The sequence below is a fragment of the Fictibacillus halophilus genome (assembly GCF_042680145.1).
In the GTDB taxonomy this organism is placed as follows: Bacteria; Bacillota; Bacilli; order Bacillales; family Fictibacillaceae; genus Fictibacillus; species Fictibacillus halophilus_A.
The window spans coordinates 2,658,384-2,679,233 of sequence record NZ_JBHTNQ010000001.1 but is presented as its reverse complement, the minus strand read 5'-3'; the positions used below and the strand labels follow the sequence as shown (position 1 = coordinate 2,679,233).

The 20,850-nt window shown below is 38.7% G+C and carries 17 protein-coding genes; 12 read left to right on the top strand and 5 right to left on the bottom strand.

Annotation, left to right across the window (positions count from 1 at the left end; translation table 11 throughout):
* The first annotated feature begins 43 nt into the window (after window positions 1–43).
* A complete protein-coding gene (locus ACFQ4X_RS13745) occupies window positions 44–1,981 on the top strand; it encodes a DUF5693 family protein (protein WP_379835985.1) in 1,938 nt (645 codons plus the stop codon).
* Window positions 1,978–3,051 (top strand): polysaccharide pyruvyl transferase CsaB, encoded by a 1,074-nt coding sequence (gene csaB, locus ACFQ4X_RS13740; protein ID WP_379835983.1) that lies wholly within the window; start codon window positions 1,978–1,980, stop codon window positions 3,049–3,051. Before ACFQ4X_RS13745 ends, csaB begins: the two co-directional genes overlap by 4 nt.
* A gap of 237 nt (window positions 3,052–3,288) precedes the next feature.
* Here csaB and ACFQ4X_RS13735 read toward each other — a convergent pair whose 3' ends face one another.
* Entirely contained in the window at window positions 3,289–5,175 is a 1,887-nt protein-coding gene (locus tag ACFQ4X_RS13735) for an LTA synthase family protein (RefSeq protein ID WP_379835981.1), read from the bottom strand.
* A gap of 196 nt (window positions 5,176–5,371) precedes the next feature.
* Here ACFQ4X_RS13735 and ACFQ4X_RS13730 point away from each other — a divergent pair, with 196 nt between their 5' ends.
* On the top strand, window positions 5,372–7,270 hold the full coding sequence (locus ACFQ4X_RS13730) for an FAD-dependent oxidoreductase (protein ID WP_379835979.1): 1,899 nt from the start codon (window positions 5,372–5,374) through the stop codon (window positions 7,268–7,270).
* A gap of 249 nt (window positions 7,271–7,519) precedes the next feature.
* Here ACFQ4X_RS13730 and ACFQ4X_RS13725 read toward each other — a convergent pair whose 3' ends face one another.
* The 3 genes from ACFQ4X_RS13725 to ACFQ4X_RS13715 all read right to left on the bottom strand — a co-directional run bounded on the left by ACFQ4X_RS13725 (window position 7,520) and on the right by ACFQ4X_RS13715 (window position 11,012).
* Window positions 7,520–8,689, bottom strand: a complete 1,170-nt coding sequence (locus ACFQ4X_RS13725; RefSeq protein WP_379835977.1) for an acyltransferase — start codon at window positions 8,687–8,689, stop codon at window positions 7,520–7,522.
* Between the two features lie 212 nt (window positions 8,690–8,901).
* On the bottom strand, window positions 8,902–9,957 hold the full coding sequence (locus tag ACFQ4X_RS13720) for an LCP family protein (RefSeq protein WP_379835975.1): 1,056 nt from the start codon (window positions 9,955–9,957) through the stop codon (window positions 8,902–8,904).
* A gap of 419 nt (window positions 9,958–10,376) precedes the next feature.
* Window positions 10,377–11,012: a YigZ family protein gene (locus ACFQ4X_RS13715; protein WP_379835973.1), complete on the bottom strand. Its 636-nt coding sequence runs from the start codon at window positions 11,010–11,012 to the stop codon at window positions 10,377–10,379.
* A 294-nt stretch (window positions 11,013–11,306) separates the two neighbouring features.
* On the opposite strand from ACFQ4X_RS13715, the gene ACFQ4X_RS13710 reads away from it, so the two are divergent.
* On the top strand, window positions 11,307–12,455 hold the full coding sequence (locus tag ACFQ4X_RS13710) for a sensor histidine kinase (RefSeq protein WP_379835971.1): 1,149 nt from the start codon (window positions 11,307–11,309) through the stop codon (window positions 12,453–12,455).
* Window positions 12,456–12,467: 12 nt separating this feature from the next.
* Window positions 12,468–13,199, top strand: coding sequence for a response regulator (locus ACFQ4X_RS13705; protein WP_066292901.1), 732 nt, complete (start codon window positions 12,468–12,470; stop codon window positions 13,197–13,199).
* Between the two features lie 226 nt (window positions 13,200–13,425).
* Here the strand turns inward: ACFQ4X_RS13705 and ACFQ4X_RS13700 are convergent, their stop codons facing one another.
* Complete coding sequence (locus ACFQ4X_RS13700) at window positions 13,426–15,228, bottom strand: ATP-binding protein (protein ID WP_379835969.1); 1,803 nt, start codon at window positions 15,226–15,228, stop codon at window positions 13,426–13,428.
* 152 nt (window positions 15,229–15,380) lie between these two features.
* Here ACFQ4X_RS13700 and ACFQ4X_RS13695 point away from each other — a divergent pair, with 152 nt between their 5' ends.
* From ACFQ4X_RS13695 to ACFQ4X_RS13665, 7 genes are all read left to right on the top strand, one after another.
* Window positions 15,381–16,304 (top strand): ROK family protein, encoded by a 924-nt coding sequence (locus ACFQ4X_RS13695; RefSeq protein WP_379835967.1) that lies wholly within the window; start codon window positions 15,381–15,383, stop codon window positions 16,302–16,304.
* A 139-nt stretch (window positions 16,305–16,443) separates the two neighbouring features.
* A complete protein-coding gene (locus ACFQ4X_RS13690) occupies window positions 16,444–17,292 on the top strand; it encodes a DegV family protein (protein WP_379835965.1) in 849 nt (282 codons plus the stop codon).
* A 48-nt stretch (window positions 17,293–17,340) separates the two neighbouring features.
* Window positions 17,341–18,837 carry a DEAD/DEAH box helicase gene (locus tag ACFQ4X_RS13685; protein WP_379835963.1) on the top strand — a complete coding sequence of 499 codons (1,497 nt, stop codon included), beginning with the start codon at window positions 17,341–17,343 and terminating at the stop codon, window positions 18,835–18,837.
* A complete protein-coding gene (locus ACFQ4X_RS13680) occupies window positions 18,834–19,544 on the top strand; it encodes a ComF family protein (protein ID WP_379835961.1) in 711 nt (236 codons plus the stop codon). The genes ACFQ4X_RS13685 and ACFQ4X_RS13680 overlap by 4 nt, the downstream gene beginning before the upstream one ends.
* 80 nt (window positions 19,545–19,624) lie before the next feature.
* On the top strand, window positions 19,625–20,020 hold the full coding sequence (locus ACFQ4X_RS13675) for a TIGR03826 family flagellar region protein (protein WP_379835959.1): 396 nt from the start codon (window positions 19,625–19,627) through the stop codon (window positions 20,018–20,020).
* Between the two features lie 88 nt (window positions 20,021–20,108).
* Window positions 20,109–20,375 carry a flagellar biosynthesis anti-sigma factor FlgM gene (gene flgM / locus ACFQ4X_RS13670; protein WP_379835957.1) on the top strand — a complete coding sequence of 89 codons (267 nt, stop codon included), beginning with the start codon at window positions 20,109–20,111 and terminating at the stop codon, window positions 20,373–20,375.
* A 10-nt stretch (window positions 20,376–20,385) separates the two neighbouring features.
* Window positions 20,386–20,844 carry a flagellar protein FlgN gene (locus ACFQ4X_RS13665; RefSeq protein WP_379835955.1) on the top strand — a complete coding sequence of 153 codons (459 nt, stop codon included), beginning with the start codon at window positions 20,386–20,388 and terminating at the stop codon, window positions 20,842–20,844.
* The last annotated feature ends 6 nt before the right edge of the window (window positions 20,845–20,850 follow it).

Here is a 20,850-nt window from a genome sequence, read left to right as displayed (position 1 = left end):
GGTAAAATAAAAGCACCACGACCTGAGAAAGGAATGTTCTTTGTTGAAAAAAGTATTATTCGGCCTATTGATTGTATCCTTGCTGCTTACAAGCCCCATGATTTACGAACGCATCAAAACTGAGTCAGCAAACAATACATATGAAGTGATGGTTCCGTATACGGACCTAGAAATTTTAAAAAGTGAAGATGTTTCTACAGAAGAGATTTATAAAGGGTTGAAGGAAGCGAAGGTACATTCTGTTACATTTGAGCCAGAAACGCTTAATTCCCTTAATACGCAAGGGGTTGTAGCCATTCTTCGGAAGCAGGATATACGAAATTATTTTGCTTTATCTGGATCATCGAATATGGTGGACCTTCCTAAAAAAGATGGTATTTTTATTAAATACCTTAATGGGGAAGGGCATAAATCCGAGCCTTATTTAAAACAGACATTTGAAGATGAAATTTCTGAAATGAATATTAATGGACAGAAGTTTTATTTTATAGAAGGTATAGTAGACAAAGATGAAGCTGTTACAGATATGGAAGAAAAATCGTTAGGTTATTTCAATCAGGATAAATACAATGAAATCGTATCAAATGGTTTTCAAGTTGTTCCACGTATAGAAAACAATTATAGTTCTACTGATAAAAATGGTCATGCAAGTAACGATATGATGATGAAACAGTTGTTGAAGTTCCCTAAAAATGAAGTAGATAAGGTCTTATTTATCGGGAAAGAAGTAGTTGGTTATGAGGGAACAAAAGACGGGAAAATGGTCGAATACGCTAATCAACTGAAAGCGAACGATTATGATGTTATTGCTATTGAAGGTTATCCGCAAAAGGGTATGCAAACCTTTGCGAAAGAAATGAATGATGATGTAGAGCGATTGTATTCGGAAAATCGGACAGGTGAAAACGCAGCGTCTGAAAGACTCTTAAGAGCTGTTAAGGAACGTAACATTCGAACGCTTTTAGTAAAAGTTGAACGAGAAGATGACACAACAGCTGACGATGAATTCAAAAATTTGATTAAAGAAATTAATGAATTTCATGCTGAAGCCCCAGGCTACTTTAAAACGGGGGAAGCTCAGCCATTTAAAGATATGAAAGATTACAAACTTCTTCAGTTGTTTGCTTTCTTAGGTGGTTCTGTATTTTTAGCATTGGCAGCAGCGTCCATTCATAAAAAACTTGCACTATTAGCTTTAATCGGTGGTCTCGCTATATCAGCTGGATACTTACTTCTTGGGGTTAGTATGTTGTTAAAAGGCTTTTCGCTGCTTGTTGCAGTCGCTGCTCCAATCTGGGCAGTTCTTCGCGCTAAGAACGTTTCAAACATAAAAGGTATTATTAAAAATTATGTGCTTGCAGCTTTAATTGTATTTGCGGGTGCATGGCTTGTTTCAACACTTTTATACGGTGATGCTTATCTCTATAAACTGGAGGAATTCCGAGGAATTAAAGTGTTGCTGGCATTACCTATATTAGTGACTGCTGTAGTTCTAGGTCTTCGTATCAATAAAGCAGCATCTCTGCAAAAGTACGGAGAAATCTTATCAAGTCCAGTACGTTATTGGCACGTTTTATTGTTGGGAGTAGTAGCTATTATCGGTGCATACTACTTAAGCCGTTCTGGAAACGCAGGAACAGCAAGTGCACTTGAATTAACATTTAGAAGCAAGCTTGAAGAGCTGATGTTCGTTCGTCCGCGTACGAAAGAATTCTTAATCGGATTCCCGTTCTTTGTGTTCGGACTTTATCTGTTCCGTAAATATGCAGGAATCGCAAGTGCTTTCTTAGTAGTGGGTGCGATTGGATTCGCATCGATGATGAACACATTTACACATCTGCACATACCTTTACTACTGTCCGTTCTGCGCTCCGTGTACGCACTTGTCATCGGACTCGTAATCGGACTTATAATGATCGCAGTTTATAAAGCAATAAAAGATAAGTTGTACCCTTACGTACGTGAAAGGTGGATACAATGAAAGTAGTTTTATCAGGTTATTATGGATTTAACAACATCGGGGATGAGGCGATTTTGTTGTCCATCATCTCCGCTTTAAAAGAACAAAAACCAGATATCAAGATCGTGGTTCTATCCAACGATCCTGAATTTACAAAGAGAACCTATGGCGTTGATGCCATCAACCGCTGGCAGATGAAAGATGTTTTTGCGGTGTTGAAAACGTCTGATGGATTGATCTCTGGTGGGGGAAGCTTGCTGCAGGATAAAACGGGCATGAAGAGCATTCCGTATTATACGGGTATCATGATGCTGGCACGGATGGCAGGGAAACCATTCTTTATCTATTCGCAAGGAATGGGGCCGATCGATAAATCAGTGAGTCAGTTCTTAACGAGAATGATGCTAAAAAAAGCAGGGAAGATTACGCTTCGTGATACGGGATCAATTCAATTGTTGAGAGATATCGGTCTTCGCAATGAGATGGAGCTTGTTCCGGATCCGGTGCTTGGTTTTCATATGGATGAGCCGAAGTCTGAGTGGTACCAGCAGCAAGGGTATACAAAGCCGGTATTGACCGTATCTGTTCGGGAGTGGCCGACAACTACCGATTTTAAAAAGAAGATCGCTGAAGCACTGGATGATTTTACTCGCAGAGGGAACGAGGTTGTTTTTATCCCGATGCATGATAAGCATGATGATGATACTTCCCGTGAGATTTTGGCGATGATGAGTGAAAAAGCGTATGTTGCACCTTATGATGCTTCGATCGAAGAGAAGGTATCAATTATTGGCTTGTCTGACATGCTGTTAGCGATGAGACTTCATGCGTTGATCTTTGCGGGAATCATGAACACGCCTTTCCTAGCATTGTCCTATGACCCTAAGATTGATGCATTCTCTGAGCAAGCCAATCAGCCAGTGTTTGGTCATGTTGATGGTAAGTGGACGAGCGATGAGTTAGCTGCAGCGTTACGTCGCCATTTAGAGGCTTTGCCGCAAGAGAAAGAGAAGTTGGCTGCAGCTGTTGGTCCATTAACTGCGAAAGCGAAAGATACGGCGAAACAAGCGATTGAGCTGTTTGTACAATAACTTAAACCCTGTTAGGATGCTTTAAGGCGTTCTGACAGGGTTGTTTATTTGTCAATATGTGTCGGCTCGCGAGTATATTTTAATTTTCGTGAGATTAAAGGAAGAACTCGTGAGATTGTCATCCATTTTCGTGAGATTCCCGTATAAATCTGTGAGATTACACCACAAAGCTCTGCTAATTAATCTTAGCAGAGCTTCATTTTTCCCTTATTGTGTAGTGTTACAATTCGTAAGAACTTACTTTTCCGGCAACGACTTTAAATACTGATCAGACAAGCCCAATAACTTCAAAATCCGGTCATAATCTTGCTTATATGGCGCATGTGGTACCTTAGTTGCTGTTTCAAGTGTCAGTGCCTCGCCATCATCAAATGATTTTTCAGGCTGAAACACAATATGATCATTAAAGAACGATCCAGCTGGCATATAGTAGCGCATACCAATTAAGTTTTCCTTATGATTCAACAGATCTTGGCCAAAATGAACATAATCTTTCAACGATACTCCTAACAAGTTAGCCAGCGTTGGCATCATATCAAGCTGACCGGCGAGCTGATCGGAAGTCATTCCGCCATCAGTTATTCCTGGGGCTGTAATAACAAATGGAACATTGAAGCGGTCGATCTTTGTATACTCATGACCGAGGAATTCCTTCAAAATCTCAGGGTCTTTTTCCTTAAACATTGTGTGGTGCATCCCCATATGATCCCCATAAAACGAAAGAACTGTATTTTCCCACATTCCTTCAGCTTTTAGCTGCTCGATGAACTTGCCCAATACCATGTCGTTGTAGCTGATCGCTTGAATATACTTTCCAACAATTGAACTCTTATATTTTGCCGGAAGTTCAAACACTTCTTTATCAGCAGGAATCTCATAAGGATGATGGCTTGTCATTGAGATAAAATGTGCATAAAAAGGTTTATCTTTGGCTTGTAAGTCCTTTAACAGCGGCATTCCTTTTTTAAACATCACTTCATCAGAGGGACCAAGTCCAATAAGGTCTTCCTTACCGAAAAACTCTAAAGCATAATACTTATCAAAACCTAGCGAAGGATATAACTCTACACGATTCCAAAAATCAACCTTATCGGCATGAAGCGTAAAGGTTTCATAGCCTTCTTCTTTTAGAAGTTTAGGCATACTCGGAAATGCTTTTTTCTCAAAAAACGTTGATGTCGCAACCATTCCAGCAGGGTAGAGTGACGTGTTTGCGATAAATTCGGCATCAGACGTATTCCCGGCACCAGTCTGCTGATAAAGGTTATTAAAATAAAAGCTGTTTTGTATCAGCTTGTTCATGTTCGGAGTTACTTCTCTGCCATCGATCTTCAAGCCGATTGGGAAGTCTTGCATTGACTCGAACTGAATTAAAATCAGATTGCGGCCCTTTGCCGCTCCAAAGTATTGACGCTCCGAGTCGGGAATTTCCTCAATGCCTTTAATTTCATTGATTTTATCTTGAATTGTTTCTTCACTTTTCAGCTCTTTATCCGTTAGAGCAGCAGCTTGAGGAAGTCCGCCGTTTGGTCCATAATAAGCCTGCAGGGCTTCAAAATTAAAGATTCCTTTCGTTTCTGCAGCTAGCGCAGAGTTTGTTATAATCTCATTTTTATGAAGAAATAAATTGGCTAAACAAACTGCAAAGGAAAGCGCTAAAATCGGACCGATTACCTTGGTTTTTGAAAGTTTTAAATTCGTATATAAGGGAAGTTTTCTAGTTAAGAGAACTCCTATCATTACAAGAAAATCAGCATATAGAAGAAAATATTCGGGCTGAATCAGCTGCGTCACACTATCTTTTACAGCGCCTACTTGTCCAGCTTGCATTAGGGCATAATAGGTTGGAATGTTGCCGAAGTAAGAGTGGTAAACGGCAATTCCAAAAAATAGCGTGGATAGCAGCAAATTTAACATCAAGTAAAGCGGAAATTTCAGCTTGTTTTTTACTATGTATTCAATAAGACAAGCAAAAAGAAGGATATAGCTAAGTTCAAGCGAAATGGTATCTAACAAATTAATATCTTGAAATAATATATATCGAGTAAAAACAGCTTTTAAAAGCATAGAAATAGTAAAAATAAAGAAAAGAGTTCCAAAAAATGCAGTTTTTCGTTGTTGCAAATCGACACCCCCGTTTAAACAACTGTTTAATAAATTATATAAATTATACCCAGTGCGCTTTTCTTTTGTAAAGATTCTGTATATTTACTGTAAAGGAAATTTCGGCAAAAATCGACAAAACTAGCAGTGTACTGGGTAAAAATTGTCTGATATACTAATTTTATGTTAAATTTTTGTTACGAAGGATGTTGTGGGGATGAGAAATAAAGGATGGTTAAGGTGGGTAGTATCAGGAGGATTGTTAGTTATTCTGGTACTGGCATTTGTATTTATAAAAAAGATTTATCCGTATCCTGAATCAATTGCTACTACTGGCGCTAATTCAGGTCTAAATCTGGATGTTGAACCATACAAGACACCAGAAATAAATGAACAATATGATGTGATCGTGGTTGGCGGTGAGCCAGAAGGGGTTGCCGCGGCAGTATCAGCAGCAAGAAACGGATCAAAAACATTGCTGATTGAGCACCGTGACGGCTTAGGAGGCTTATTTACATATGGAGCTCTTAATTTTTTAGATGTAAGTCATGACATCAATGGGAATTGGGCAAATCAAGGTTCTTTTTTAGAATGGTTCAAGTTAGTCGATAAAAAAATTGGCTTTGATATCGATGTCGCAAAAGACGCATTTATGAAAATGGTCCAAGACGAAGAAAATTTAACACTTTCTTTGAACACTACATTAAATGACGCTGTTATGGAAGGTAATACGCTTACTGGCATCACTATTACAGCCGAAGATGGAAAAAAGAAAACTGTATCTGCCAAACGGTTTATTGATGCTACACAAGATGCGGATCTTGCATATAAAGCAGGTACACCTTATTTTAAAGGCGGAGCCGATATCGGGTTAGAAGATCGAAAAATGGCTGTAACCCTTGTTATGCACTTTAAAGGGGTAGATTGGGCGAAATTCACGCAAGCATCTAAGGATGGCGTTTTTGGCGGTGGTGAAGTTCATGGAAATGTGGCTTGGGGCTATGGAAAGTTCCACCGTGTTTATAAAGCAAATGATCCGATGATGCGTTTAAGAGGGTTAAATGTGGTTCGTCAAGAAGATGGTACGTTATATATTAATGCTTTGCAGATTTTTGGCATTAACGGATTGCTTGATAGCGATAAGGAAAAAGCAATTGAGATGGGTAAAGAAGAAACAAAACATATCTTAAAATATTTGAAAAAGAACTTCCCTGGTTTTGAGAATGCAGAGATCGCAAGTTTCCCTGAAGAATTGTATGTAAGGGAAACACGTCATGTTCTTGCCGAATATCAATTGCCAATGACAGATGTGTGGGAAAATAATGATCACTGGGATTCTATCGGGTTCGGGGCTTACCCTGTAGATGTTCAAGCAACATCTCCTGCTGATTATGGATTTGTTGTTTCCGCGCCAGAGCAATATGCTATTCCGTTTCGTTCTTTAGTACCGCTTAAGACGGATAACCTTCTTATAGCGAGTAAGGCAGCTGGATACAGCTCACTTGCTGCAGGGAGTGCACGTGTTGTACCAGTTGGGATGACGCTAGGGGATGCAGCTGGTGCAGCTTCAGCGCTTTCCATTGAAAATGCTGTTACCTTTAGAAAGTTGTCTCAGGATAAAAAGCTAATCAAAGAACTACAAACTATCTTAAAAGATCAAGGAGCAAACATCTATCCGTTTAATGTTGATTTCCCTTATAAAGGCGAGTGGTTCTATGATGAAATTAAGCCTTTGATTAATTACGGTTTAATTTACGGGGGATATAAAAACGAATACCCTGTAAACAAGCCAATTAGTGAAGGGGCTTTCGGTAAATTATTGAGTAATGGTGTGAAACATATGCTGCCGGATCAAATACAAAAATTTAGTTCAAAAGAAATGAATGAGTTAATCGGCGAAGAAACTGATATTCTTACTCGAAACAAAGCTGCACAAATGATCCTTGTACTCAACAATACAGTAGTAGCTCATGAAGATGCTTGGGATGTTGCGGTAGAAAAGGGATTTATAGACGAAACGCTCCAAAAACGTTTAAAGACTAATAAAAAGTTACAGGGCAGTGAAGGTTATTATATGGCTGCACATGTATTAACAACCATGCAGGAAAAGAATTAAATGAGTTAAAAGCTGATATTGAGAGGGTGTAGTGCCCTTTTGTATCAGCTTTTTTTGTGAGTGAGAGAGATTTGGAGAGGTTATGGTGATTGTCGACTCGCGAGTATATTGAAATTTCCGTGAGATTACAGTGAAAAATTGTGAGATTAATATCCGTTCTCGCGAGAATAACTGTCTTATTCGAGAGATTCCTGTTTCAATCCATAAAAAAGAACTGACTCGATTACGAGTCAGTTCCTATACATAGAATTATGAAGCTTGATAAGCTTCTTTTTTAGTAGAAGGTACATAAGGATTCTTCGGTTTTGGTCCGAATAGTACCCAAGATTCTTTGAACTTCATGATGTTTCCTACAATAATCCATGAACCGATCAGTGCAAATAAGAACATTACTGCTACCGAAACATGGTACAGAGTTGGATCTGATGTCACAAGCACTTTTCGTGCGATTAACAGCAAGATCGGATGGATCAAGTAAACACCGAATGATACAACACCTAAGTGAATCATTACGTTCAATACTTTTTCATGCAGGTTACGGTATAACCAGTATGCGATTTGCATCAGAACTAAAGCAGAAGTAAACGTATGAACATTCCACAATAATTCATAGATCTTAGAGTCAATCATTGCACCATTTGCACGAGTAGCGTACCATACACCAACGTGACCGGCAGAAGTACCAATCCAAATCGCCCAAAGCGGAATCCAAACAAGAGCTTTCTTAGAGAAAAGCTTCTCTTTTGTCACAATCAGATAATCATGAATCTGCTGATAGTGAATCCCCATAAAGGCTCCAAGGAAATAGTAAGACATATAAGAGAACGAAATACTTCCTTTTAATGAATATTGCCAGTAGTAGTGGTTCAACAATACGAATGCCCATTGAAGGACAAAACCAATCCAGATTGTGTGCTTCGTCACCTTAGGGAACTTCTTCAAGAACATTAAGATAAACGGAAACAGAATGTAAAGCTGGATTGAGATAAACACAAAGTATAAATGTGTGTATGCTTTACCTGTTAAAAAGTCCATAATGAACGCTTTAAACATCTCACCTGTACTTGCATAGCCTTGCACTGTTGCTGTCATAGCAAAGTATAAGAAAGAAAAGATAAAGTAAGGAATGATGATGTAAAGCATTCTTTTTTTATAGAAGCTTGTTATGCGTTCTTTTGTTAACGGCTTGTGATAATAATTAAAAAACAGAACAAAACTACTTAAGAAAATAAATGTCGGTGTACCGAATTTAAAGAAGATGTTTAAAAAGTTATACACTCCATAAAGTGATGAATCTGGGTTGAAAGCAGCTACAACACCGGAAGTGGAGTGGACCATAATAACTCCGATAATGGCCAATGCACGAACCAAGTAAATTTCACGAATTTGTTGAGGCCGCTGTAATGTATTGTTTTTCATGTCTTTCACCTCGATTTTAGTTACATAGATAAATCTTTTCCGATATTAAAAATTTCATAATAACAACGTTCGTAAGTGTAACATGTTTTGTTGGGATACTTAAACCATCACTTATTTCCAGTTATTTTACAATTCTGTAACCTCTCTAAAAGCATACAAAAAAAGCTTCCCTAAAGATAGGGAAGCTAAACTAAGATTTTGTAAAGATATTATTAAGGTGTTTCTGTATCTTCAGAGCTGTTTTCCTCTGACTCGTTTGTGGAACTCTCTGTATTTGGGTTGTACTCATATCCAGGAAGTTCTAAGTGAGATTTAAGTCTTTCAGATACTTCTTCTACTGAATTTTCGTCTAGCGCATAGTAATAAGCGCCAGTGCTCGTATCGTCGAAACCTTCAAGCTTCAGGTTCTCAATTGTATCAATTGATTTTGAATACTTGAATAGAGCTAAGATATTGCCAAACGTAAAGTTCGTTGCCATGTTGTCGCCAACTGAATCAATTACGGTACCGTATTTCGGGATTGACTCCATTTGTGCAGATTTGTTAATTATGGCTTCAACTAGCTGCTTCTGACGATCGCCACGATAAATATCAGAGTCAAGCTTACGTGTTCTTGCATAAGCAAGTGCTTCTTCAGGTCCTAGTTCTTGTAAACCAGGCTCTAAATGAATAGCTCCTGCTTCGTCTTTACTGTTTTGCTCAGTGATTTCTTTCTCTACATTGATCTCAACACCGCCAAGAGCATCAATAATCTCTAAGAAAGCATCGAAGTTCAATTTTACATAATAATCGACTGGAACATCGAAAAGTTCTTCGACCGTCTCGACTGTCAGATCCATACCGCCATATGAATGAGCATGTGCAATACGGTCTGTGTTTCGTCTGCCAGGTATCTCAACTTTTGAGTCGCGAGGCATGCTGACCATTTTTACTGATTTATCTTCGCGGTTGAATGTAGCTAAGATAAGTGCATCCGTTCGGACACCTTTATAATCACCATTCGCACTAAATCCACGTGTAGAACTGTCATCAACCCCCGCTAATAAAACGGAGAAGTGATCTTCCGAAGGGTCAACTGCCTGTTCACGTTTTTCAGATTTACCTCCGCGACCTAATTCTTCGTTCGCATTGGATGTTGCATTTGCTAATTTATATGTTAAATAAGAGCCGTATCCTACAGATGCTAGTACAATGACCAGCAATGGAACAAAGATAAAAAGTATACGACGGCGTTTTTTTCTCCTTTGGCGCATAACTTTTCTATTCATAATGGAAAACTCCTTTATCATTCAAAGAAATAAGGGCCTATACCCATAGTATAAATCTTTCGTACCAAATATATATAATATTGGCGTCAACTTAACCGTAATTTTTTGGCAATAGTTTAATGTTAAGAGACCAAAAGGAAAATAGCAACAAAATTATTGTTACATTTTGTTGAAATTAGGGAAAAAGCACTATGTATGTTTTTCCATTGATGTTTAGGTAAAACTCTGTTGCTTTTGTAAGAGGTTAATTTCCGTTACACGACTCGCTTTCCGCAGGGTGTGCGTTGAGCCCCCTCGTCGCCTCGCGACATTGAGTGGTCTCAACTGTCCCACTCATCCTGCAGGAGTCTCGCCCTTCCACTCCAATTAACTTTTCAATGAAGAAAATCTCTTTTGCAACAACCTGTAAGAAAAGTGCGTTAAATATGACCCTTTTCCAGATATTCTTCCTCACCAAATTCGATCTCACTCTGAGCATTTGTAAGATCTGTAATCCAGTCTTTAAAAGAGTCTGCTTCTTTTATCGGTACATACATTTGAATTTCTACTTTATCTAAGTAATTCATTTCTTTGATAGGATAGACCGAGTTGCGAAGTTCGTTTTCCATTTTTCCTAGAAGTGTGTAATCAACCGTGATGTGCACGATTTGATGAAGCTGACGCTGAACAACGCCAATATGGTTGAGGCCTTCTGAAACGGATTTTCCATAAGCACGGATTAAACCTCCGGCACCTAGCTTGATTCCGCCGAAGTAGCGTGTTACGACAGCAACCGTGTCTTTCAATTCCCTTTTTTTGAGAACTTCTAACATCGGAACACCCGCTGTACCGCTTGGCTCACCGTCATCATTGGCTTTTTGAATATTATCAGTCTCACCTATTAGATAAGCAGAACAGTTATGCGTGGCACTGTTGTGTTCTTTTTTTATGGATTGGATAAAACTGATTGCTTCTTCTTCCGTCGTTGCTCGTGCGATGTGCGCAATAAAGCGGGATTTATCAATCACAATTTCGTGCTGACCAGTTTCTTTGACAGTAAGATAGTCGGATAACATATACAGAAAAGCTCCCTTGAGATGTTGTAATTAAAAATTTAAAGTCAAAATTGTCGAAAAATCTTCAATCCTGTAAAGTAACATGATATTCTTCATTATAAGGTATTTTAAAAATCCTTCAAATTCTTTAAATATTTTTTAGCAAGAAAAGTCATAAAATTCCACATCTTGGCGAATGTAGTATATAAGAAGGATTTATGGCTTATGGATAAGAAGTCCTATATGAAAATTAGGCTAGATGGTTCTAGAACTTCCGTTTGTACTTCTTTATCGTTTTAATTGGGGGAAATTTACATGTCTGCAGCTAAATTAACGATAGATCCACATTTGCTGGACGGAATTTTAAATAAAACCATCGATACGGTAACCGAAAGCCAATCGCAGATCTTTGAAATCAGTGAGCACTCTCGCCAGGAATTTCAGCAGCTGCATCGTGAACTTGAATTGGTTAAACAGCAAGTGATCGAAGTGATTCATAAAGCTGACAGAACAGAGGAGTCGGCGAAATTGGCACGGACCCGCCTGGCAGAAGTAAGCAAGCATTTTCAAAAATACAGCGAATCAGATATTCGTGATGCTTATGAGAATGCCAATAAGTATCAGATTGAGTTATCGATTATTCGGCAAACCGAAAAACAGCTTCGTGAAAAAAGAGATGAGCTGGAACGGCGAATTCTGGCACTTAATGAAACCGTTCAAAAAGCTGAATCTCTGGCAGGACAGATCTCTGTTGTACTGAATTACCTGAACGGTGATTTAAGAAAGATTAATGAACTTGTTCAGGATGCCAAACAAAAGCAGGAATTTGGTCTTCAGATCATTGAGGCACAGGAAGAAGAGCGAAAGCGGGTATCCCGTGAAATTCACGATGGTCCTGCTCAATTGATGGCAAACGTCCTAATTCGCTCGGAGCTTTTAGAGAAAATCTATACCGAAAAAGGAACTGATGCCGCCCGTGCCGAAATAAAAGACTTAAGGGTTATGGTTCGCGATTCTTTAAAAGAAGTTCGCCGGATTATATATGATTTGCGCCCTATGGCATTAGACGATCTTGGTCTTGTTCCTACACTGGATAAGTATTTACGCAACGTGAAAGAACGATCCGGGAAGACAGTTGAACTGCATGCCTTGGGACAATCCAGACGTTTTCCTAATAAAATGGAGATTGCTATATTCCGTTTGATTCAGGAATCTGTCAGCAATGCAGTTAAACATTCAGATGCAAACTTAATCGAGGTTAAACTGGAGTTTACTCAAAAATTCATTTCATTATATATTCGAGATGATGGTAAAGGATTTGATATATCCAAGCCTGCAAAGTCCAATTCCTTTGGTATGATGGGGATGCGGGAGCGGGTAGAACTCCTTGAAGGTACATTAAAAGTTAAATCCCGCTTGAACTACGGTACAAGTGTTTACATTCAAATTCCCATTCAAGACTAGGAGGGTTCACACATGAATAATGTTAATGTGTACGAAAATAACGCCTCAGCACCTGAGAAAACAAGAATAGCTATTATTGACGACCACCGTTTGTTCCGTGAAGGAGTAAAACGCATTTTAGATATGGAAGATCAGTTTTCTGTTGTAGCTGAAGGTGACGATGGTTCAGAAGCGGAAAGTATCGTCCGCGATCACAATCCAGATGTAGTACTGATGGACATCAACATGCCGAATATCAACGGCGTAGAAGCAACTCGACGTCTTGTGGAGAAATCTCCTGATACGAAAGTAATCATCCTTTCCATCCATGATGATGAAACATATGTATCCCATGCGGTTCAGACAGGAGCATCAGGCTATCTTTTAAAAGAGATGGACGCAGATTCCTTGATTGAAGCGGTAAGAGTTGTAGCAGATGGCGGGGCTTATTTGCATCCGAAAATTACGTATAACTTGTTGAACGAATTCCGCCGCTTATCTACGACGAACAAAACACAACAAAACAAAGCTGGATTTGTAGAGGTGGAATACCGCAAGCCATTGCACATCTTAACGCGCCGTGAGTGTGAAGTACTTCAGCTTTTAGCTGACGGACGCAGCAACCGTACGATCGGTGAAGAGCTGTATATCAGTGAAAAAACAGTTAAGAACCACGTTAGTAACATCTTGCAAAAGATGAATGTAAACGACCGTACACAGGCTGTAGTTGAAGCAATTAAAAACGGCTGGGTAAAAGTACGTTAATTGATGAGGATAGAGAAGACCTTCGAGTGAGAAGGTCTTTTTTTGTGTCCAAATGAGATTCTGGGGTTTGTGACTGTGTGTCGACTCGCGAGTATATTAATAGTTCTCGTGAAATTAATGGAATAGCTCGTGAGATTAAATCGCATTCTCGTGAGAATATCCTATATTTTCGTGAGATTACGTCTGCACCAATTTAACTTCCGTAAAAATATCCTTATCTAACGCCTTAAATCGAGCTCGCTTCCAGCAACTCTTTTTCATTTTTTACAACATTCACTGGAAATTCGATATATACCGTCGTCCCACAGCCTTCTTTTGACTCGATGTTCATCTTGCCGCCGTGATGCTGTGCGATTTGATAACAGATCAGAAGCCCAAGACCAGGATTACTTTCCTTTGTCGTATAAAAAGGCTGCCCGAGCAATGGTTTGATGTGATCTGGAATGCCAGGGCCATCATCTTGTATAGAGATGTGAATGTTTTCACTGTCTTGTTTAAGGCTGACGGAAATCGTTCCCCATGAAGGGATGGCTTCCAGCGCATTTTTAAAAATATTTAAAAACAGCTGGGTCATCAGGTTTTCTTCACATTTGAAATAGACGGGGTTTTCTGGCAGATTAAGCTGAAAAGTAGTTGTATGAAAGTCTGCTTCATCATCTAAAAATTTTAACGAACGTTTAAGTACTTCGTTTAAGTTATGCTTTTTTAGGATGATCATGTGAGGTTTAGCCAAAATCATAAGCTGGCTGATGATAAAATTAACTCGTTCTGTTTCTCGCAGCATAATTCCTAGGAAGTGATTTTTTTCGTCAAGTGAATTTTGTGAGAGAAATAGCTGTGCAAAACCTTTTATCGATGTGAGCGGGTTTCGTATTTCGTGGGCAAGACCGGCAGCAAGTTCGCCAACATATGCAAGTGTTTGAGCTTTTTCCTTAAAATCCTGTGCCTCATAAAATGAAGTCATATCTTTTGCGATTCCGATAACGGCTGTAATGGTATTATTCATTGAATAAGGTAGGCTGGTGATTTCAAGCTCCACTTCATGGCCATCCTTATGATAGATCGTCAGTGGGTGTTTAACGGTTTCACCCACCATGACTCTTTTTAAGAAGTTCAATGAATTTTTGACTTGGTTTTCTTTTAACAAGTTCGTGTAAGGCATTTTTTGAAGTTCTTCGAATGTATAGCCAGTAATGGTTTCAATTGATTTGTTCGCCTTGATAAAATTTCGATCAGGACCGATTACAAAAACACCCTCTGGATTAAGATCAAAAAGTGAATTATATCGATGCTCGCTCTCTAAAAGTTCGATTCGCTGCTGAACGATTTTTTTCTGATCAAGCTGCTCTAATATATAGAGAATCAATACAATAATCGTTGCCCCTAATACCAGTAAGGTTGAAAGAATATTTATGTTTGTTAGAGGGAATTCGTTATGCCAATTAAATGTAGGTGTCCCTCCAACCAATGCCATCTCACCGATATAATGCATAAGACTGACTCCGCTTGTCAGTGATAGGCTGGCTATTATCAGTCTAAACTTAAAGGCTTGTAAAAGGAGAATTCGAAAACCTATCCAAGAAAAAAGGAATGCAGAGCTGACGGATAAAAGAATCAAGGGTAAGTCAGTCTGAAGAGGCATATGGACATGCATAGTTAATAAACCGATTGAATGAACTAAAATTAATCCGGATCCAAAAGTAATAACAGGTGCCCAAAGTTTTTTTAGAAGCTTTTGCACGTTATACTGAAGAAGGTAGAAAGATGCATAAGAAAAAATAATCCCTGCTGCAAAAGCAAGTAACATGGTCTGGAGATCATAATACATAGGAATCGGACTTTGAATGGACAGCATGCCCATAAAGTGTGTCGCCCACACTGCGATACCCATTGTAACGGAACCTAAAATTAAAAATCGGTGCTTCGTCTTTTGCTCTTCTGACCGCTTTTGAGTCCACTCTATGGAAACTAGTGCGAAAAGAAAACAAACAAATAGAGATAAAATGACAATGTATAGATTATGATCCAATGGTTCTGAACCTCCTTTTTTCCTATGTAACATTGTAATTTCTTCCAAATCCGACAATTTCCTTCTTCATTCGAAAAAATATTTTTTAAAAAGTTTAAACTTTTTCGTATTGAATAAAACAGCGTGTTATATATTGAACGGTGGTGAAAAGATTGAAAAAGAAATACATTCTAGCTGCAGATGTAGGAGGAACAACCATTGAATGCGGGTTGTTTGATGCTGATGGCGAGTTGTTAAATGCAAAAACGTTAATTACGAGTGAAGTAATTTTGTCAGATGTTGCAGAGTGTCTGGCAGAAGAAATGAAAATGCGTATGAATGAGCAAGGAATAACGATGGAAGAAGTGTGCTGTATAGGCTTAGGTGTTCCAGGATTAGTTGATACCCGAACTGGCATGGTATTAAAAGCACCAAGTCTTAAGTGGAATCGTTATCCGTTAGGTGAAAAACTGCATGATAATCTTGGGATTCCTGTTTTTGTTGGAAACGATGTGAACACAGGACTGTTAGGGGAAGTTGAAAAAGGGAGTCTGCAAAATGTGAAGCATGCCCTTTATTTTATGATCGGTACAAGCATTGGAGCGGGATTGCTCATTAACGGAGAAGTTTATGCAGGAAGCCGGTTCTCTGCAGGTGAAGTCGGGTATATGGTGACGGATAAGGATGTTTTGATTGATGGGTTCACACCGGCACGACCTGGATACGGATTTTTAAGCACACAGGCAGGCGGGTTTGGGATAGCTCTTAAGTATAAAGAAGAAACGGGAAAATCAGTGACAACTAAACAATTGTTTAAGCTAGCGGAAGAGGGAGACCAAGCTGCACGGAAGATTATTGATGATGCGGTTAGACATCTTACAGCAGCTATTATAAATGCGGCAGCAATTCTGAATCCAGAAGTGATCCTACTAGGTGGAGGCGTTGGCAGCGAGCTTGCTCCATACTTAAGTAAAATAGATGAGAATCTCGAAAAATATGTACCTGTTAAGCCGGAATTGAGAATATCAACTATGCAAAATCGCTCTGTTTTGTACGGAGCTTATGGGTTATGCAGCAAACACTTAGAAGACCTTTAAAATAGTTAAAGGATACACTATGGAAAAGGCGAATAGAAAGCTAAAGGGAAAACTGAATTTGGTGAATTACTTTTCCTGATGATGTACACTGTTAAAGGAAAAAGAAAACAAGATTTTTGCATAAGAGAGGATTAAAAATATGAGCAAGGTAGCCGTCATTACAGACAGTACTTCATACATACCCGAGCATATCCGCAGTGAAAAGAACATTGTAATGATTCCGCTCAACGTGATTTTTAACAATGAAACATATAAAGAAGAAGCAGAAATAAAAGTTGATGATTTTTATGAAATGGTCAGCCGTGAAGAGAAACTTCCGAAGACTTCACAGCCGGCAATTGGTGAACTAGTCGAGTTATTAGAAGAACTTTCTAAAAACTACGATGAAGCAGTTATGATTACATTATCAAGCGGAATTAGCGGGACCTACCAAAGTGCGGTCGCAGCTGGTGAAATGGTAGAAGGAATCAAGCTCCATGTTTTTGATTCTGAAATCAGCTGTTCACCACAAGCATTTTATGTGTTAAAAGCAGCAAAGCTTGCTAGTAAAGGTTCTAAAGGATACGATATCATGAACGAACTGCTGCAGATGAAGAATAATGGAATACCAGCGTATTTTTTAGTAGATGATTTGAATCACTTACATCGTGGAGGCCGACTAAATACAGCGCAGCTTTTTGTAGGGAACCTATTACAGATCAAGCCGATTCTTCATTTTGAAAATAAAATGATCGTACCATTTGAAAAAGTACGTACGAAAAAGAAAGCATTGAAGCGCATTTTTAATTTAATGGATGAAGATTTAAAGACTGATGATCGAGCAACGATAAGTGTCATTCATGCACAACGTGAAGACGATGCTATAGAGATTGCAGAAGAACTTCGCGGGAAGTTTGTGAATGCAGATGTTTCTATCAGCTATTTTGGACCTGTAATTGGAACACACCTGGGTGAAGGTTCGCTAGGAATCACATGGATAAAAGAATAATATTGGAGAGATGATAATGCATTCTCTAACACAACAGGAGACGACTCAATGAGGTTTGTCTCCTATTTTTTAAACGATCGTTTAACAGTTGCTCCTGAAACACTTGTAGAAAACCTCGATTTAAAGCCAGTTCCTTTTGGTGAACTTCCTGAAACTGAAGCACAACCTCTGAATCGCTCGTTTGAGTATGATAAAAAACTCCAACAAATCCTTTATGGTAAGATGCTTCTTCTTGATGAACTTCAACTTCCTTTAAAAATAATCCAAGACCATTATGAGAATGGCTTTGTCATGTACAACCACGGTGTTAAGAAAACCAAGTATGGGTGGCAATGCAATCGATGCGGCAATGAAAAAGATCATTTGTATGCTTCGTTTTCATGTTTTCGATGTAAAAGCGAAAGCTGCGTATATTGCCGGAACTGCATAATGATGGGAAGAGTTAGTGTGTGTACTCCTCTTTTATCCTGGACAGGTCCAGAAGTTAAACATAAATCAAATCATCAGTTAATGTGGCAAGGGGAACTTTCCGCAGGACAACAAATTGTATCTGATCGTTTTGTTAAACAAATCGGGAAAAATGGAGAACTATTGATTTGGGCAGTATGTGGAGCCGGGAAAACCGAAGTTCTGTTTCATGGAATAGAAAAAGCATTGAACATGGGATTGCGGGTTTGCATTGCAACACCACGTACCGATGTCGTTCTAGAACTAGCACTCCGATTAAAGAAGGCTTTCCCAAACACCTTAATTGCCAGCTATTATGGCGGATCTGAAGAAAGAGAAACACCAGCACAATTAGTCATCTCAACGACACATCAGCTTTATAGATTTAAACAAGCGTTTAATCTTATGATCGTTGATGAAGTCGATGCATTCCCATATTCCTACGATAAAACCCTTCAGCAGGCGGTTTCGTTTTCGGCGCGAACCGATGCTCTTCGTTTTTACCTTTCAGCAACACCCTCCCGAAAGATGAAAAAAGAAGTTATTCAAAACAATCTCCCATGTGTAAAAATACCGATCAGATTTCACGGATTTCCTTTGCCTGTACCGCAAATGGTCTGGAGCGGAGAGTGGAAGAAGCGATTAGAAAGAGGGAAGTTTCCTCCTGCTTTTTTGAAATGGATTAAATCCCAAGCTGTCAGTGGAAGACGGGCAATGATTTTCGTACCTTCTGTATCCATCATTGAAAAAGTAACTGAACGTATTAAAGAGCATGTTGAAGTGATCGCCGATTTTGTTCATGCAGAGGATACGCGAAGAAAAGATAAAGTAGCAAGGTTTCGACAAGGAGATATACAGCTATTAGTCACAACGACGATTTTAGAACGCGGTGTAACTGTCCCATTTTTAGATGTAGTCATTTTCGGAGCAGATCATGAAGTGTTTACTGAGAGTGCACTCGTTCAAATGGCAGGAAGAGCAGGTAGAAGTAAAGATGATCATAATGGGCAGGTGCTCTTTTTTCATTACGGGAAATCTCTGAGTATGCTGAGTGCCATAAAACATATTCGAGACATGAACAAGGAGGCTGGATTTTGAGCTATTGCCTATATTGTCATCAATCTTATTCAGAAACATGGTCTTGGTCAGCATTATTCGGAGTAAATGCTGATCCTTTATTATGTCAGTCGTGCATGGCGAAACTTGAGTTGATTAAGGGGGATATTTGTAGAATTTGCAGTCGATCATTTTCATTATTTCCCGAGCAATATCGACAAGGTGATTGTTGCTATGACTGCATTCGCTGGGAGGAAGATGAAAAATGGAAGAGAATGCTGCAACAAAATCGGTCACTTTATGTCTATAACGATTTTCTGAAAGAAATCATTGCAAAGATGAAATATCGTGGAGATGCTGAACTGTTGAAGGCTTTTTATCCACTGGCTCGTTCAAAGTTTAATAATATTACCCGAGAGTCTCTTCTTGTTCCGATACCATTAAGTGAAGAAAGACAATATGAAAGAGGATTTAATCAAGCGGAAATATTTGCAAAAAGTTTCACTAGCAATGTTCAACATCTATTAAAGAGAGTGACTCATGAAGAAAAGCAAAGTAAGAAGACGCGTAAAGATAGAATGGTGAAAAAGAATAACCCATTTATAGTTAACGATGAGGACGTTGTAAAAGATAAAACGATTTTATTAATCGATGATGTTTATACAACAGGCAGCACATTGCGTTATGCGGCAAAAGTCCTGAAAGAAGCTGGAGCCGATCGAATATCATCGATCACTCTTGCCAGATAAATAAAGCGAATGTCCCGTTAAAACCTTCCTTGTATTTTCCGATATATTAAGAAGATAGAATGCTAAGGAGCGGAAATGTAATGGGTGATTTATTGAACTGTCCGCAATGCGGAAAATTGTTTGTAAGAGGAATTCGGAAAACGTGTGATGCGTGTTTTCGTGAAGAAGAACAGCAATACGATAAAGTATATCGATTCATTAGAAAAAGTGAAAACCGCAACGCTACAATTGTGGATGTAAGTGAAGCTACAACAGTATCAGAAAACAAAATTATCTATTTTATACATCAGGGAAGAATTCGCGTTAAAGGGTTTCCGAATTTCACCTATCCATGTGACGGGTGTCTAAAACCTATTAATGACGGAAGACTTTGCCAAGTGTGTAAGGAAAAACTAAAATCGGAACTATCTATTGAAGATTTTATTGTGAAAAAACAACAAGAAGCATTACCTTCTTACCATACAGATGACAATTAACCTAAATTCGTTTCATTCTTTAAAGAAATACCGAGTGTTACCGATATAATAAATAAGAGAACACAGTCTCTAAATGAGGTGACTAATAATGCGTATCAACCATTTTAATTCTATACAAAACAACCCTTACAAAAATCAGGTGCAAAATATGAAACATGAAAAAGTGCAGTCTGGCTATAAGAAAGATGAAATTCAAATTTCGGATGAAGCTAAGAAGTTATTGTCGTCTTCAAAGTTTGAATCAGACCGTGCTGAAAAGATAACTGAAATTAAGAGTCTAGTAGATAAAGGAACATACAAAGTAAATGTTTCTGAAACAGCGAAGTCTATCATTAACTTCTGGCAAAAGGGTTAGGAGGTCATTCATGGAAACGGCACAAATGACATCATTGCTTGAACGATTGTTGAAATCTCATGAAGACCTTCTAGCTTTAGGAGAACGTAAAACAGAGGTTCTGAAACTTGGAGATATGAAGGCATTAGATGTTCTTTTAAAAGAAGAAGACCTTCAAGTGAAAAAACTGCAGATGATCGAAAAAGAAAGAATGCTTAAGTTTGCAAATGTAACTCTTGGGGATATGCTAGATCAGGCGGAAGCTCCTGAAAAAGAAAGACTTCTTCATCTTCAAGAACACCTTGTCCAGGCTTATGAAGCTCTAAAAAGCAGGAACGAATTAAACCAAGAGTTACTAGAGCAATCATTGCAATACGTGAACATGTCTTTAAGTATGGTTCAGCCGCAAAGTGAACCATCTACATACAGCAATACAAAAAAGAATCCTTACGCGAATCACTCATCTTCACTTTTTGATTCAAAAGCTTAACCCTAC